The organism is Blautia sp. MSK.20.85 (assembly GCF_013317245.1).
GTDB lineage: Bacteria > Bacillota > Clostridia > Lachnospirales > Lachnospiraceae > Blautia_A.
Window position 1 is genome coordinate 137,074 of the sequence record NZ_JAAIUN010000006.1, and the last position, 15,658, is coordinate 152,731.

At 43.8% G+C, this 15,658-nt stretch carries 11 protein-coding genes; 2 read left to right on the forward strand and 9 right to left on the reverse strand.

Going from position 1 to position 15,658, the window contains the following annotated elements:
- Positions 1 to 70: 70 nt before the first annotated feature.
- Both G5B12_RS05455 and leuS read right to left on the reverse strand, forming a co-directional pair.
- Entirely contained in the window at positions 71 to 1,432 is a 1,362-nt protein-coding gene (locus tag G5B12_RS05455) for a radical SAM protein (RefSeq protein ID WP_174087871.1), read from the reverse strand.
- A 346-nt stretch (positions 1,433 to 1,778) separates the two neighbouring features.
- On the reverse strand, positions 1,779 to 4,196 hold the full coding sequence (gene leuS, locus G5B12_RS05460) for a leucine--tRNA ligase (RefSeq protein ID WP_118070077.1): 2,418 nt from the start codon (positions 4,194 to 4,196) through the stop codon (positions 1,779 to 1,781).
- A gap of 249 nt (positions 4,197 to 4,445) precedes the next feature.
- On the opposite strand from leuS, the gene G5B12_RS05465 reads away from it, so the two are divergent.
- Entirely contained in the window at positions 4,446 to 5,675 is a 1,230-nt protein-coding gene (locus tag G5B12_RS05465) for a dicarboxylate/amino acid:cation symporter (protein WP_118070079.1), read from the forward strand.
- A 217-nt stretch (positions 5,676 to 5,892) separates the two neighbouring features.
- On the opposite strand, the gene G5B12_RS05470 is transcribed toward G5B12_RS05465, so the two are convergent.
- The 7 genes from G5B12_RS05470 to G5B12_RS18490 all read right to left on the reverse strand — a co-directional run bounded on the left by G5B12_RS05470 (position 5,893) and on the right by G5B12_RS18490 (position 14,459).
- Positions 5,893 to 7,884 (reverse strand): glycoside hydrolase family 31 protein, encoded by a 1,992-nt coding sequence (locus tag G5B12_RS05470; RefSeq protein WP_174087872.1) that lies wholly within the window; start codon positions 7,882 to 7,884, stop codon positions 5,893 to 5,895.
- Positions 7,885 to 7,898: 14 nt separating this feature from the next.
- On the reverse strand, positions 7,899 to 9,575 hold the full coding sequence (locus G5B12_RS05475; RefSeq protein WP_174087873.1) for a glycoside hydrolase family 13 protein: 1,677 nt from the start codon (positions 9,573 to 9,575) through the stop codon (positions 7,899 to 7,901).
- A gap of 219 nt (positions 9,576 to 9,794) precedes the next feature.
- Positions 9,795 to 10,802, reverse strand: coding sequence for a LacI family DNA-binding transcriptional regulator (locus tag G5B12_RS05480; RefSeq protein ID WP_174087874.1), 1,008 nt, complete (start codon positions 10,800 to 10,802; stop codon positions 9,795 to 9,797).
- Positions 10,799 to 10,969: a hypothetical protein gene (locus tag G5B12_RS05485; RefSeq protein WP_015525206.1), complete on the reverse strand. Its 171-nt coding sequence runs from the start codon at positions 10,967 to 10,969 to the stop codon at positions 10,799 to 10,801. Before G5B12_RS05485 ends, G5B12_RS05480 begins: the two co-directional genes overlap by 4 nt.
- Positions 10,970 to 11,128: 159 nt before the next feature.
- Positions 11,129 to 13,219: an elongation factor G gene (locus G5B12_RS05490; protein WP_021978085.1), complete on the reverse strand. Its 2,091-nt coding sequence runs from the start codon at positions 13,217 to 13,219 to the stop codon at positions 11,129 to 11,131.
- A 296-nt stretch (positions 13,220 to 13,515) separates the two neighbouring features.
- A complete protein-coding gene (locus tag G5B12_RS05495; protein ID WP_021978086.1) occupies positions 13,516 to 14,238 on the reverse strand; it encodes a phosphatase in 723 nt (240 codons plus the stop codon).
- A gap of 95 nt (positions 14,239 to 14,333) precedes the next feature.
- The gene (locus G5B12_RS18490) at positions 14,334 to 14,459 is read right to left on the reverse strand and encodes a DUF6783 domain-containing protein (RefSeq protein ID WP_417029149.1); all 126 of its coding nucleotides are present in this window, start codon (positions 14,457 to 14,459) and stop codon (positions 14,334 to 14,336) included.
- An 87-nt stretch (positions 14,460 to 14,546) separates the two neighbouring features.
- Here G5B12_RS18490 and G5B12_RS05500 point away from each other — a divergent pair, with 87 nt between their 5' ends.
- On the forward strand, positions 14,547 to 15,638 hold the full coding sequence (locus G5B12_RS05500) for a prephenate dehydrogenase (RefSeq protein ID WP_118064487.1): 1,092 nt from the start codon (positions 14,547 to 14,549) through the stop codon (positions 15,636 to 15,638).
- The last annotated feature ends 20 nt before the right edge of the window (positions 15,639 to 15,658 follow it).

The window sequence follows — 15,658 nt, forward strand, 5'->3', positions numbered from 1 at the left end:
AAAAAAGAGCACCGGCACCTGTTTCCAGCACCGTGCTCTTTCATAAATTCTGTTTTTTTAAGTTTCAGGATCAGCAGACTTTCTTCGCTGCCTTTCTCTCCTGATCTTCCTTCCACATTTCCTCTGCTACCGGTTTCCAGTTTTCAGCATACCGGTCACATTTTGCACAGAGATGCTCTGCACTCTCCGGTGACTGAAGATCTGTGGAATGTGCTCCGGATTTTTCTACCATTTCTCTCAGCTTCTGTGGATTTTCAAGCATCGGGCATGGGCGGTACATATTGTCATTAAACGGCTGTCCGTCATGATATGCCATCATCATCGGAGACTGCAGTGCTTCCAGAAGTGTTTTCTCGCGGATATTGGAATCAGAATAATGGATAAATACACATGGATCGATATCACCATTTGCATTGATATGCAGATAACGACGGCCGCCTGCAATACATCCTCCCACAAACTCTGCATCATTCTGGAAATCCATGGCAAACAACGGCTTTGTTGCACGGTATTTGCGGATACGCTCATAGGTTTCTCTTCTCTGTTCCGGTGTTGGGAGAAGCTCCGGTGCAGCATCATTTCCAACCGGCATGTAATGGAAATACCAGATAAAGTACGCTCCAAGATCGATCAGGCTGTCGTAAAATGCCTCTGATGTGATAGACTCGAAATTTGCACTCGTATAACATGCAGAGATACCAAATACAAGCTTCTTCTCTCTGAGAAGATTGATGGCCTTGATAACCTTCTGGTATACACCATTTCCTCTTCTGCCATCTGTTGCAGTCTCAAATCCTTCCAGTGAGATCGCAGGAACAAAGTTTCCTACCCGAAGCATATCATTTGCAAAATCCTCATCGATCAATGTTGCATTTGTGAAGGAAAGGAAGATACAGTCATTATGTTTCTCGCAAAGACGGATCAGATCCTTTTTTCTTACAAGTGGCTCTCCGCCTGTGTAAATATACATATAAACGCCAAGCTCCTTACCCTGGCGGATGATGTCATCGATCTCATCGTAGGTGAGGTTCAGCTTGTTTCCATACTCTGCTGCCCAGCATCCTGTACAGTGCAGATTACAGGCACTTGTTGGGTCAAGAAGGATCGCCCACGGGATATTACAGCCATATTTCTCACGGCATTCATCCTGTTTCTTCCAGCCTGCAAGATTTGCATTGATAAAAAAGTTTGCAACCAGAGTTTTCATAACATGCGGATCAATATCAGTTACCAATCTATGAATAAACGGATAATACGGATGTTCCGGATCAGAAATGGCTTCGCGGATCATTGCTCTCTGTGTAGGAAATCCACCACCGGAAAATTTATCTGCCCAGTCCATGATCTTGATAAAATTCTTATCCGGATCTTTATAAACATAGTTGAATGCCTGTTCCAGTCCGAATTTCTTAAGTGTGTTCATTGCGCTCATACTATCTCTCCTTATTTCTCTCAATGTAAATATGCAATCTAGCTAAACGGACATCCTCATTCCGTCACACTGCATTTCGAGTAACAAAGCTTTCTTACTGTCTTTGCCTGACTCATGGTGTTACTGTACGTTTTTTCCATTTGAATAACAATAGACAATATAATTGGTATGACCAAAAACTAGGCAAATCTATTAAAATGCCTAAATATTTTTGGCATTTCTTCTAAATAACATTTGTTATTTTTGTGCATGCTTACTGATTTCACGATATTTGTCTATATAAAAAACACCCTGGCAATGGCAGAAATATCTTCCGCCCTGCTTCGGGTGTTTTTAATTTATCTTATTACTTTACTACGATATTGATGATCTTCTTCGGTACATAAATCTCTTTGATGATATTTCCGGAAATCTTATCTGCAACTGCCTTCTTTCCTTCGGCGATCGCATCTTCTTTGGAGATCTCTGCCGGAATACTGATAACAGCCTTGGTCTTGCCGTTGATCTGAACCGGAACCTCGATCTCATCATCCTTCATAAGCTCCTCATCGTGAGCCGGCCACTGAGCATGGAAAATGGAATCCTCATGTCCAAGCTTCTCCCAGATCTCCTCTGCAATATGAGGAACAAACGGAGCAAGAAGAATGGTAGCTGTCTCGATGGTCTCTTTGTCAACAGCACCGTCGTTCTGCTTTGCGATAGCGATCAGCTTGTTTGTGTATTCCATAAATCCGGACACTACGGTATTCAGGCTGAAGGCCTCAAGTCTGCTGGTGATATCGTATACCATCTTATGACGGGTCTTCTCCATCTCTTTGGTAGCCGGGATATCTTTCTCAATGCTGTCAAGAGCCAGATTCCAGAAACGTTTCAGGAATCTGGATACACCATCGATTCCTCTGTCATCCCATTCTGCATCCAGTTCCGGCGGTCCTACGAACAGCTCATACATACGTAAGGAATCACATCCGTAATCATTTACAAGATCATCCGGTGAAATAACATTTCCTTTGGATTTACTCATCTTGATTCCGTTTTTACCTGTAATCATACCCTGGTTGAACAGCTTGACAAACGGCTCATCGAAATCAATCGCTCCGATATCATACAGGAACTTGGTGTAGAATCTGGAGTACAGAAGGTGAAGAACCGCATGCTCTACACCACCGATATACATATCTACCGGCAGATATTTGTCCGCTTTCTCTTTGGAAACCAGTTCTTTATTATTCTTATTATCTACATAACGGAGGAAATACCAGGAAGATCCTGCCCACTGAGGCATGGTGTTTGTCTCACGTTTTGCAGGAGCACCACAGCATGGGCATGTGGTATTCACCCACTCGTCAATAGCTGCAAGAGGTGACTCTCCGGTTCCTGTAGGCTGATAGCTCTCTACCTCCGGAAGTCTTAACGGAAGCTGATCCTCCGGTACCGGTACCGCACCGCATTTCGGGCAGTGTACGATCGGGATCGGCTCACCCCAATAACGCTGACGGGAGAATACCCAGTCTCTCAGTTTGTAATTGACAGTCTTACGTCCGATACCCAGCTTCTCGATGATATGCGGTGCTTCCTTCTTCAGTACGGAAGATTCCATTCCGTTCCACTCACCGGAGTTGATCATGGTTCCGGCAGCCTCTGTGTAAGCTTCTGTCATATCCTGGATTTCTTTACCGTCTTTTGCGATAACCTGGATGATCGGAATATCGAATTTCTTTGCGAACTCAAAGTCACGGTCATCATGAGCAGGTACACACATGATAGCACCTGTACCATAATCAGCAAGTACATAGTCAGAAAGCCAGATTGGAAGCTTCTCGCCGTTCAGCGGATTGATCGCATAAGTACCTGTGAACACACCGGTCTTCTCTTTATCCTGAAGACGGTCTACATTGGATTTCATGGAAGCATCAAAGATATATTTCTCTACAGCCTCTCTTGTCTCGTCTGTTGCAAGAGATTTCGCAAGAGCATGCTCCGGTGCAAGTACCATGAATGTTGCTCCGTGAAGAGTATCCGGTCTTGTTGTATAGACGGTGATCTTCTCATCTCTTCCTTCAACCGGGAAATCTACCTCTGCACCGTAGGATTTACCGATCCAGTCTGTCTGCATCTTCTTAACTTTTTCCGGCCAGTCCAGTTTGTCCAGGTCATTTAAAAGTCTGTCTGCATATTTTGTGATGCGGAGCATCCACTGACGAAGGTTCTTCTTGGTAACCGGTGTACCGCAACGCTCACAGCATCCGTTTACAACCTCTTCGTTTGCAAGACCTGTTTTACAGGAAGGACACCAGTTGATTGGGAACTCCTTCTCATATGCAAGGCCTTCTTTGAACATTTTTACAAAGATCCACTGTGTCCATTTATAGAAATCAGGGTCTGTTGTATTTACTTCCATATCCCAGTCATAGATTGCTGCGATATCGTTGATCTGACGTTTGATGTTCTTGATGTTTGCTGCTGTGGATACTGCCGGATGAACGCCCATCTTGATGGCATAGTTCTCAGCCGGAAGTCCAAAAGCGTCCCATCCCATCGGATGGATCAGGTAATAACCCTGAAGCATTTTATAACGGCTCCATACATCAGAGATAACATAACCTCTCCAGTGTCCTACGTGAAGACCGTTTCCGGACGGATACGGGAACATATCCAGGCAGTAATATTTCGGTTTCTTGCCGTCATTGACATTTACCGGCTTCTTTTCCCAGTTTGTGCGCCATTTCGCTTCGATGGCTCTATGGTTATAAGGTGCAGCCATTTTTTTATTCCTCCTGACAAATTACTCAGTATTAATACTTTAATGCTTTCACACACTGCTTTTAATTTTAACTACTTATGATGTATTTGTCAAACAGAAATCCAAAAACAGCTCTTTTCCATCAAAATACGCATAATCCGGCAGATTTGGCCCTGTTTTGTTGACGCTTCTTTTTCCACATGATATAATTTTTTTCATGTATTTTCCTATATTATACATACCACACATATTTTAGGAGGGAACACGTAAATGAAATCTTTTTATTCCTGGTACCGGAAGCATATTACCGGTGCGATCTTCACAGGACTGATTCTGGGTATCCTCACAGGACTTTTCCTGGCCGGACGGTTTGAACCCGTCCTCACTGTAACCAGCCTGATCGGAAGTATCTACATGAACGCCCTGAACATGATGATCTTTCCGATGGTCTTCTGCTCCATTGTCATTGGAATCTGTTCCATCGGAAATGCACGTACTACCGGTAAGATCACAGCTGCATCCATGATCTATTTCCTCTGCACAACGGCACTTGCCAGCCTGTGTGGACTGATCATCCCTCGCCTTATTCACCTCGGTGAAGGCGTAAAATTCGAGATGGCAACCTCAGATATCCAGGCTACTAAGATGAGCAGCATCCTGGACACACTGAAAAACCTGATCCCGTCCAACCCCATCGCTGCATTTGCCAACGGAAACATGCTTCAGGTTCTGGTATTTGCCCTGATCATCGGTTTCACACTGATCGCAGTCGGTGAAAAAGGAACTCCATTCCTGAATCTGATCGATTCCGTTAATGAAGTATGTCTGAAAATCATCACAACCATCATGTACTTTACACCCATCGGTGTTTTCTGTACCATCGTACCAGTTGTGGAAGCCAACGGAACTGAAACGATCATTTCCCTTGCAACACAGCTTGTCATTCTGTATGTGGCATTCTTTGGCTTCGCTATTGTAGTGTACGGTCTCTCTGTAAAGCTGATCGGCAAACAAAGCCCGCTGAAATTCCTGAAAGCGATCCTGCCAGCAGCACTGAACGCCTTCGGAACCTGCTCAAGCTCCGCAACCATTCCATTAAGCAAGCAGTGTATGGAAGAAGAAATGGGCGTATCCAACCAGATCACCAGCATCGCCATTCCTCTTGGTGCTACCGTTAATATGGATGCTGTATCTATCCTGATGTCCTTTATGATCATGTTCTTTGCAAACGCCTGCGGAATCCATGTAAGTATTCCTCTTATGATCATTATCCTTCTTGCAAACGTACTGCTTTCCGTTGGTACTCCAGGTGTTCCCGGTGGTGCTATCGCATCTTTCGCAGCACTGGCAACTATGGCCGGACTTCCTGCCGGAGTTCTTGGTGTTTATATCAGCATCAATACCCTCTGTGATATGGGCGCCACCTGTGTCAATGTTATCGGTGACATGGCATGTTGCTCTGCACTGAAAAATGTTATCAAGATTGAGGAAGAAGCATAAACAAATCTTTCTGAAGTGTTATTTAAACAGAATGCAAATTACTTTACATAAAATATTTTATGTAAAGTAGCAGTAGCAAAAGCCGTAAGATATATGTTTAAGAAACTTTTACATATACTTACGGCTTTTCTGTTTATCAACTGTTCACATCCTGTATTCTTTATACTGTTTAACGTAAATGATGTAACACAGAAATTTATATTTCATTTTGCTGACTTTATTTTTTCAGAACACGGTAATTTTCTTCTCTGTCGTAATCCTTATGGACCCCATCGTCCTCATATAAGGTATACTCCGCACCTTCATATCCGAGAAGCTGCATATTTTTTGTATCCAGAGCTGCCACACATTCCGCTGCTTCTGCAACCGGAATACATTTTCCCTTCCGGATAAACAACGGAATCTCATTCAGTGCCACCTCTACATAATGAACACCCTTTTCAAGGATCTCCTCTGCAATGGTTCCATCCGGAAGGAATTTCACAAACTTCATCTCCTCTGGAAGATATACATAACGGCCTCTTGCGTTCTGTTCATAAACCGGAGCGATCATGATCTCATTTCCAAGAAGCAGCTGGTCTTCCACATGTACGGCAATCTTATCCTCCGGATAAACAAAGCCCAACGGCCGGAAATACATATCATCGTTCAGAGCCGCCTTCATATATTCACTGTAAAGATATGGAATAAGACGATATCTTACACCGATCACATGACGGAAATCCTCCACATTTTCAAACTGGTAGCATTCCTGCTCTCTGGTACCGATCGCTGTATGATCACGCATCAGCGGTGTGAATACTCCAAGTGCCAGGAAACGGAGCAGCAGCTCTCTTGTGGTATCAGCGCCAAATCCCCCCAGATCTGCTCCTGCATACAGGAAACCACACATATTCAGAGAAGGCATCATCTTCAGGTTCAGGAGAATATGCGCCCACCAGGATTTATTGTCACCGGTCCAGATTCCACCATAGCGGTGCATACCAATGTAAGAAGATCTGGAGAACATCAGGAAACGTTTCTCCGGATCGATCCGTTCAAAAGCTTCCCCCGCTGCCCTGGTCATATTGTAGCCAAACAGGTTGTGCACTTTGTCATGGCGGATCTTTTTACCATCTACATTATGATAAAATCTCCGGTAATCTTCCGGATTGTTGGCAACATCACGAAGGGCACTCTGCATCTTCCAGATATGGATCTTTCCCTCTGTATCTTTTGCAAATTCCCCGGCAAGCTCTTTGACCTCTTTCATTCCCTCTGTGGAATAAAAAATTGCCGGCTCGTTCATATCGTTCCAGAAACCGTCGATTCCCTTCTCAATCAGGAAACGGTATTTGTCACCGAACCATTTTCTGGCATCTTTATTCAACACATCCGGGAAATGGGTATCTCCAGGCCATACAGCTGCCACAAAGTCACTGCCATCCTCTCTCTGGCAGAAATAACGATTTTTAACCCCTTCCTCATAAACATCGTATCCCGGCTCCACTTTGACGCCAGCATCAATAATGGGGATCAGACGGATATCCTGATCTTTCAGTTCCTTTACAAACTCCGGAAAATCCTGGAAATTCTCTTCGTTTAATGTAAAATCTTTATAGGACTGCATGTAATCGATATCCATGTAGATCATATCAATGGGGATATGGTTTTCTCGATAGCCTGCTGCAACGTTCCGGAAATCTTCTTTTGTGGTATAGCCCCATCTGCTCTGGCCGAATCCAAAGGCAAATTTCGGCGGGATATAGCTTCTTCCGATCACATGGCGGAACTGCTTTACAATATCATAGGGACTCTCCCCCTCGATCACATAAAGCTTCAGGTCTGCATTTTCGCAGGTTACCTTCATGGTATCCATTCTGGTATAGCCAATGTCAAAGGTGATCGCTGCCGGATAATCAAAAAACATTCCAAAGGTTTCTTTTCCGGACACAATGATAAGATTATGTGCACCGTACAGGGAATGTTTATCCTCTGTATGCTCCGGATCATCGGTACAGTTACTGGTATAAATGAATCCTCTCTTGTTGATACCGCGGTTGGATTCTCCCAGTCCGTAAACGATATCCTCTTCATCCATGATATAAGTAAAAGAAAATCCATCTTCTGTGCAGATTTCTCCATATCCTGGCTTTCCTTCTGCTGTTTCAAGGGTTTCTGTCAGTGCCTCAGTTTCAAAGGGCTCTCCATATACATATTTTTTTATCATTTTTCACTCTCCTGTTACAGATTTCTGTAAAGAACAAATGCCTCATAAGGTTTCAGGATCACTTTCTTCCCAAAATCCTTTCTTCCAAGATTGGTGATCAGGCATTCTGCATTTTTCTGAAATTCTTCCGGGATTTCCATTTCTGCCACATGCTCACTGAAATTGCAGACTGTAAGAAGCTTCTCTCCCTCAAGGGTTCTGGTATATGCAAAAATCTGATCATGATCTCTGTAAAGTGCCTCAAATGCACCGTAAACGATCACCGGTTTTTCTTTTCTTAAACGGATCAGCTTCTGATAATAATGGAAAATGGAATCCGGATCCGAAAGCTGCTGCTTCGCATTGATCTCCTTATAATTGGAGTTTACCCTGATCCATGGCGTTCCCTCCGTAAAGCCGGCCTGATGAGAATCCTCCCACTGCATTGGTGTTCTGGCATTGTCACGTCCTCTCAGCATCAGGCACTTCATCATATATTCCGGTGTATAAATACCTGCTTCTGTATATTCATGGAAATACTGAATACTCTCGATATCACGATAATCCTTAAGCTCTGTAAAATAAGCATTGGTCATTCCAAGCTCTTCTCCCTGATAAACATAAGGAGTTCCCTGCATCATATGAAGACAGGTTGCCAGCATCTTGGCTGAAGTTTCCCTGTATGCAGGATTATCATTTCCAAATCTGGAAACACTTCTTGGCTGGTCATGATTTCCAAGAAACAGACTGTTCCATGCTTTTCCCGCAAGCTCTTCCTGCCATTTGATCATAACCTTTTTAAATTCCTGGAAATCGTATTTCTCGGTAGTCCATTTACCATGGTCTGATCCCTGGCCCTCTACATGCTCAAACTGAAACACCATGTTCAGCTCATTTCTGTCCTCACCTGCATATTTCTGTGCCTCTTCGATAGTCACACCGGAGGTTTCTCCAACTGTCATCACATCGTATCGGGATAAAACCTCTCTGTTCATTTCCTGAAGAAACTCATGGATCCTCGGGCCATGGACGCAGTAAGGACCAAAATCACCGTATAATCCTCCATTCATTTCTCCATCCGGATATGACTGATCCTTGGAGATCATGCTGATCACGTCCATTCGGAAACCGTCGATTCCTTTTTCACACCAGAAATTCATCATATCGTAAACTTCCTGACGAACCTTTTCATTTTCCCAGTTCAGATCCGGCTGCTTTCTGGAAAACAGGTGAAGATAATACATCTCTGTCTGAGGATCATATTCCCATGCAGGGCCTCCGAACGCACTTCCCCAGTTATTCGGTTCTTTTCCATTCACCGGCTCTCTCCAGATATAGTAATCCCTGTAAGGATTATCTTTGGATTTCCTACTTTCAATAAACCAGTTGTGTTCATCGGAAGTATGGTTTACGACCAGATCCATGAGGATCTTAATGCCACGTTTATGTGCTTCCTCAAGAAGCTTTTCATAATCCTCCATGGTTCCATATTCTTTATAGATCCTGCGGTAATCGGAAATATCATAGCCATTGTCATCCTGCGGAGATTCCAGCATGGGTGAGATCCAGAGAACATTTACTCCCAGTTCTTTCAGATAGTCCAGTTTTTCTATAATCCCGGGAATATCACCAATTCCGTCTCCGTTGCTGTCCTTAAAACTTCTCGGGTAGATCTGATATACCACGCTTTCTTTCCACCAGTTTTTTTTCATGGTAAATTGCCTCCTTTTTCTGTTGATTCTGAAATCAGCATATCCTATCCCACCTTTAAAATCAATAAGTTTCTCGTGAAACTTAAATTACTGCCAAACTTTTCTGTTTTTTTTATGCAGTTTTAACAATAAAGCACTACTGGCCTCTAAAAATAATTTCCAACCGTATTTCGATGATGTGCCAGGAAAAGTCATCACAACATAAAAAAAGAGATCCTGCTACTCTTTTACAGAATCTCTCTTTACAAGCCAGACAGGGCTTTTTACATTTTTTTCGGCAGGTTCCTTTCCCTCTGCCATAAGAAGCAGCTTCCGCAAGGCCAGAACTGCTTTCTGATGAACATCCTGATGAATGGTGGTCAGCTTTGGCCTTACGATCTGTGCATAAAAATTATCATCAAACCCGGTAATGGAAATCTGCTCCGGAATCCGGATTCCCTGATCTGTAAAAAAATTGATGGCTTCCACTGCTGTGTAATCCGAAGAAAATGCCAGTGCTTTTGCCTCCAGAAAACGTGGCAGCAGTTCTTCATATTTTTTCAGCCTGCGCCGGGGGTCCTGGGGAACTACCACATATCGGGAACGGCTGCAGAAGCCGCCATTTTTTTCCATTGCCTGCTTAAATCCCAGCCATCTGGCATAATCACTGTCCTGCTCTGTCTCCGCAACAAAAAGTGCCCGGTGGTATCCACAGGAATGCAGATATTCCCCGATCTGATATCCGCCGGAATAATCATCCACTCCTACATTCTGAAAAGTGTATTCTCCTTTGGGATAAGCGTCGATCAATACCATTTTTTTATTCAGCTTCCTGGAAAGCTGGTGATACCGTTCTTCGTTGTATCCTATAATGATAAGACCTTCCACATTCCAACGGGAGGCCATATCTACCACATTGTCAATCTTTTCCCCGCCAATGAGCATGATATAATAGCCTCTGTTCTCCGCTTCCACCTGCAGCGTTCCGGTGATTTCTCCCACAAAAGAGTCCTGCAGAGACTGCATACCATGAATGAAGGAAAAACCAAGAACCACTCCAATGATCCTTGAGCCGTGTCCGGATAGCATCACAGATCCCATGTGGGGAACATAATTCTGCTCCTTCAGGATCGCCGTGATCCGGTCAATAGTGTTCTGTGAAACCCGTTTTGTATTTCCATTGATCACATTGGATACTGTTGTACGACTGACACCTGCCATATCCGCGATATCCTGCAGCCTTATCATTTCATTGAATACTGCATCAGCTCATAATGAAGCTCACAGCCCTCATAGATTTCTGCCGGAAGTAATGCTCTGGCAACCACTTTCAGTTCCTCCTCCGGCTGATCCACACGCTTCAAATGTGCATAATCTCCGTCAATCTGTTCCACGATATAATCACATACCAACATTTTTTGTCCTCTCTCTTTTCTTTTCTGCTCATACTTCAATAACCTGTATGAGCGCAATTCGTTTCTCTGACTGCTTATTCACGAATGCATCTAAAAACAGGCTACAGCAAATGCTGCAGCCTGTCAACTCTTTATTCTGCCCTCAAAAAATATCTCTGTTTATTCGTCAGCACTGTCAACCTTGCTTGCGCGTGCCGCGATCTCTTTCTCCTGGATATCACTCGGAGCCTGCTCATAGCGTGCAAACTCATAGGAGAAATCTCCGCTTCCACCGGTCATGGAACGAAGAACTGTGGAATATCCATAAATCTCAAGAAGCGGAACATCTGCCTCAATGATGGTATTTCCTTCATGATCCGGATTCATTCCGAGAACACGGCCACGTCTCTTGTTCAGATCGCCCATAACATCACCGGTATATTTATCCGGAACAGTAACCTTCATGGAAATGATCGGCTCAAGAAGTACAGGAGAAGCTTCCATAAAGCCCTTCTTGAAGGCAAGGATCGTTGCCATCTTAAATGCCATTTCAGAAGAATCTACCGGATGATAAGATCCATCATAAAGAGTTGCTTTCACACCAACTACCGGATATGCAGCCAGAGGTCCTTTCAGGACACATTCCTGAAGTCCTTTTTCAACTGCCGGGAAGTAATTCTTCGGAACTGCGCCACCTACAACTACCTGCTCAAATACATAAGGTGTCTCCAGATCACCGGATGGCTCAAAACGCATCTTAACATGACCATACTGTCCGTGTCCACCGGACTGTTTTTTATGTTTGCCTTCTACATCAGACTTCTTACGAAGTGTCTCACGGAACGGAACCTTTGGTTTTGAAAGTTCCACATCCACTTTATAACGTTCTTTCAGCTTGCTGACAACGATATCCAGATGCTGATCGCCCATACCGTAGATCAGGCTCTGACGGTTGGCACTGTCATTGACAACCTTAAGCGTTCTGTCCTCTGTCATCATCTTGGCAAGGGACTGTGCGATCTTATCCTCATCGCCCTTCTTCACTGCCTTAAATCTCTTATATGTATATGGTGTGGAAAGTACAGCCTTCGGATAAAGGATCGGGTTCGCCTTAGTTGCAAGGCTGTCACCGGTCTGTACGCTGCCAAGTTTGGCAATGGCACCGATATCACCTGCAAAAAGCTCCGGAACTTCGATCGGTTTGGAACCTTCCAGAACATAGAGTTTATTTACACGCTCCTCTGTTCCCTTCTCTACATTGAGAAGTGTATCATCGGATTTCAGCACACCGGAGCATACCTTGATCAGAGAATATTTACCAAGGAACGGATCTGCGATGGTCTTAAATACATAAGCGGATTTTGCCTTGGCAAAGTCATAATTCGCCTCAAAGATCTCGTTGGTCTTCTGTGCGATACCGTTGCAGGAACGTCCGCTCGGACTCGGGAAGTAACCGCAGATATCATCCAGAAGATTGGATACACCACGAAGATTTACCGGTGAACCCATGCATACCGGAACAATGCTTCCATCCTGTACGTTAGTTGCAATGGCCGCAGAAACCTCTGCTACGGAGAAGGTATCTCCCTCAAAATAACGGTCCATAAACTCTTCGCTTGTTTCTGCAACAGACTCCATCAGAGTTTCATGATATTTCTCAAGATATTCGGTCAGATAGTCCGGAACCGGGCATTCTTCTTTACCGGCCTTGTCAATGTATCTTCTTCCGGCCTGTTTCACAACATTGACATAACCTACAAACTTACCGTCTTCACGGATCGGGAAATGAAGAGGAGCGATCCTCTTGCCATACAGCTCTGTCAGCTCTTCCACGACCTCACGATAGCTGACATCATCCACGTCCATATCGGTAACAAAGATCATTCGCGGAAGTTTATATTTCTCGCAGAGATTCCATGCCTTCTGTGTTCCAACCTGAACACCGGCCTTACCGGAAACAACGATGATCGCTGCATCTGCTGCACTGACGGCTTCCTCAACTTCTCCCACAAAATCGAAATATCCGGGAGTATCCAGTACATTTACCTTCATCTTATCCCATGGTACCGGAATCAAAGAAGTTGTGATGGAAAAATGTCTCTTTATTTCTTCCTTGTCATAATCGCTGACAGTATTGCCATCCTCAACACGTCCGAGTCTGTTTGTCATACCTGCCAGATAAGCCATTGCCTCAGCCAGTGTTGTTTTACCTGCGCCACCATGACCTAATAGGACTACATTTCTGATTCGGTCTGTTCTGAAAACGTCCATATGTAATACCTCCCTGTTTGTCTTACTTAATATGTTCACATTTTACTAAATTTCCATGCAAATTTCAAGTATTTTATTCAATTTTGACAACTTTTTTTCAGAAAGTTTTTAGTTATACCGTCAATTCGTTGTAGTACATGGCGAAAGTATCTGATTTTTACATAAAAAAATCCCGAAAGAATCCGGATATGTTTTCTCAGCATTTTGCAAAATCAGGTATTCTTTCAGGATTTTTTCTATTTTTCTGTATCTTCTATATCTTTTAAGAGAAAAGCCTGTACATTCTGTCCCCCCTGTCAGAATGTACGGTTTACATATTTTTTCACGGCATCCACGGAACGGTTCAGTACCAGATCTTCCGGAAAATCCAGTTTTGTCAGAAGGGCTCTGGCAAGGTCAAATTCTCCGATCAGAAGATCAAAATGGGCATCGCTGTCCATAACCACAGGTACCTGATATTTTTTGCAGTAATTCAGCATAATGGTATCGTTCTCTACCGCATTCTCACGGGTACAGTCCGGGTCCATGGAGTGATTATTAAGCTCCAGAACTTTACCATATTCTTTTGCCCCCTGTACAAGCGCCTCATAGTCGATATCGTATCTTCCGTCATCCGGATGTCCGATGATATTGACATACGGATTTTTCATAACATTAAGATAGGCTTCTGTATTCTCCTGTCTGCTGCCCGGTTTGATACATGGCACATGAAGGCTTGCAATGACCACGTCCAGCTTTTCCAGGGTTTTCTGAGCCAGATCCACCGTTCCTGCAGCATCCAGGATATTTACCTCTGATCCCAGAAGCAGCTGGATTCCGTACATTTCACGGGGCACTACTTTTATATTCTGAAAATAGAACTTGTGGCAGGTTCCGGGCATCTTCGGTGCATGTTCTGTGATTCCCAGAAGCTCAAGCCCCTTATCGGAAGCTGCTTTCGCCATCTCGCGAAGCGTACAGTATGCATGTCCGCTGGCTACAGTATGTGTGTGCAGATCCATTACTGACTGATATTTCATAATAAATTCTCCTCTGTACCCTACATTATTTTTTCTTATTATACGTCCGAAATCCCTGATTTCTCAAGTCTTTTTATATTACTGTCCAATTATTTTTACTGTTCATTGGTAATATTCCCGTTTCGGGCTACGACAACCGAATTCGGGCAAAATATACCGCAAAATGGAACGTGCAGATTGTGGGAATGCTTTTTCAAACATGTTCTAACATTTGTTGACATTTTTCGTACTTTCTTTTACAATATAGTCGTGATTTACACTATTAAAGAATAAAAGTAAAATGTAACCGGAAAGGACTCTGAAGTACTATGAAAACCATAGGTTTTATCGGCCTTGGGCTGATCGGCGGCTCCATTGCCAGAACCATACGAAAATTTCACCCGGATTATCGCCTGCTTGCCTTTGACAAAGACAGAGACGCTCTGGCAGAGGCAGTCAGTTTAAATGTGATCGACGGGATCTGCGATATTGAAGATGAGCGATTATACAACTGCGATTATCTTTTTCTCTGTGCCCCTGTAGAATTCAATGTGGAGTACATGGAAAAGATCAAGGATTCTCTTGGAGAAAACTGCATTCTCACCGATGTGGGAAGTGTAAAAAGTATCATCCACGAAAAGGTAACCGAACTTGGACTCGAGGGAAAATTTATCGGCGGCCATCCAATGGCAGGCTCCGAGCGCAGCGGTTTTTCCAATTCCAGTGATCATCTCCTGGAAAATGCTTACTATATCATTACTCCCGGAGGAGAAGTTGCTCTGGATCGGATTTCCGATTTTACGGAACTGGTTTCCTCTCTTGGTGCGATCCCTCTTGTTCTCACTGCGGAAGAACATGATTTCATCACGGCAGGAGTCAGCCACCTCCCTCATATCGTGGCTTCCGCTCTTGTCAATCTTGTAAACCTTCTGGACAACGATGCCCAGTATATGAAAATGATCGCAGCCGGTGGTTTCCGTGATATCACACGTATCGCTTCTTCTTCACCAGTTATGTGGGAGCAGATCTGCCTGGAAAACCAGAAAAACATTTCCACAGTTCTGGACGAATTTATCCGTATGCTGATCCAGATCCGCTGTTCCATTGATAACAGAGAAGCCGACAATATTTTTGACATGTTCGCAAGTTCCAAGGATTACCGTGATTCCATTGACATTGTAGATAACAGCCTGATCCCCCGCTCCTATGTTCTTTACATTGATGTGGCAGATGAGGCCGGTGCCATTGCAACTATCGCAACCATTCTTGCAACAGAAAAGGTCAGCATCAAAAATATCGGCATCATCCACAACCGTGAATTTGAAGATGGCGTTCTGAAGATCGAATTTTATACAGATGCAGCCCTGGAGCAGGCCAAAGTGCTTCTTACCAAACGTAATTACAAAATCTGTGAACGCTGATATATATAAATGAGGTATTT

Coding starts and splice junctions, on each gene's coding strand:
- G5B12_RS05490 (WP_021978085.1), bottom strand. CDS start 13,219: ATGGACGTTTTCAGAACAGACCGAATCAGAAATGTAGTCCTATTAGGT.
- G5B12_RS05455 (WP_174087871.1), bottom strand. CDS start 1,432: ATGAGCGCAATGAACACACTTAAGAAATTCGGACTGGAACAGGCATTC.
- G5B12_RS05485 (WP_015525206.1), bottom strand. CDS start 10,969: ATGTTGGTATGTGATTATATCGTGGAACAGATTGACGGAGATTATGCA.
- G5B12_RS05480 (WP_174087874.1), bottom strand. CDS start 10,802: ATGATAAGGCTGCAGGATATCGCGGATATGGCAGGTGTCAGTCGTACA.
- G5B12_RS05500 (WP_118064487.1), top strand. CDS start 14,547: ATGAAAACCATAGGTTTTATCGGCCTTGGGCTGATCGGCGGCTCCATT.
- leuS (WP_118070077.1), bottom strand. CDS start 4,196: ATGGCTGCACCTTATAACCATAGAGCCATCGAAGCGAAATGGCGCACA.
- G5B12_RS05470 (WP_174087872.1), bottom strand. CDS start 7,884: ATGATAAAAAAATATGTATATGGAGAGCCCTTTGAAACTGAGGCACTG.
- G5B12_RS05495 (WP_021978086.1), bottom strand. CDS start 14,238: ATGAAATATCAGTCAGTAATGGATCTGCACACACATACTGTAGCCAGC.
- G5B12_RS18490 (WP_417029149.1), bottom strand. CDS start 14,459: ATGTCAACAAATGTTAGAACATGTTTGAAAAAGCATTCCCACAATCTG.
- G5B12_RS05465 (WP_118070079.1), top strand. CDS start 4,446: ATGAAATCTTTTTATTCCTGGTACCGGAAGCATATTACCGGTGCGATC.
- G5B12_RS05475 (WP_174087873.1), bottom strand. CDS start 9,575: ATGAAAAAAAACTGGTGGAAAGAAAGCGTGGTATATCAGATCTACCCG.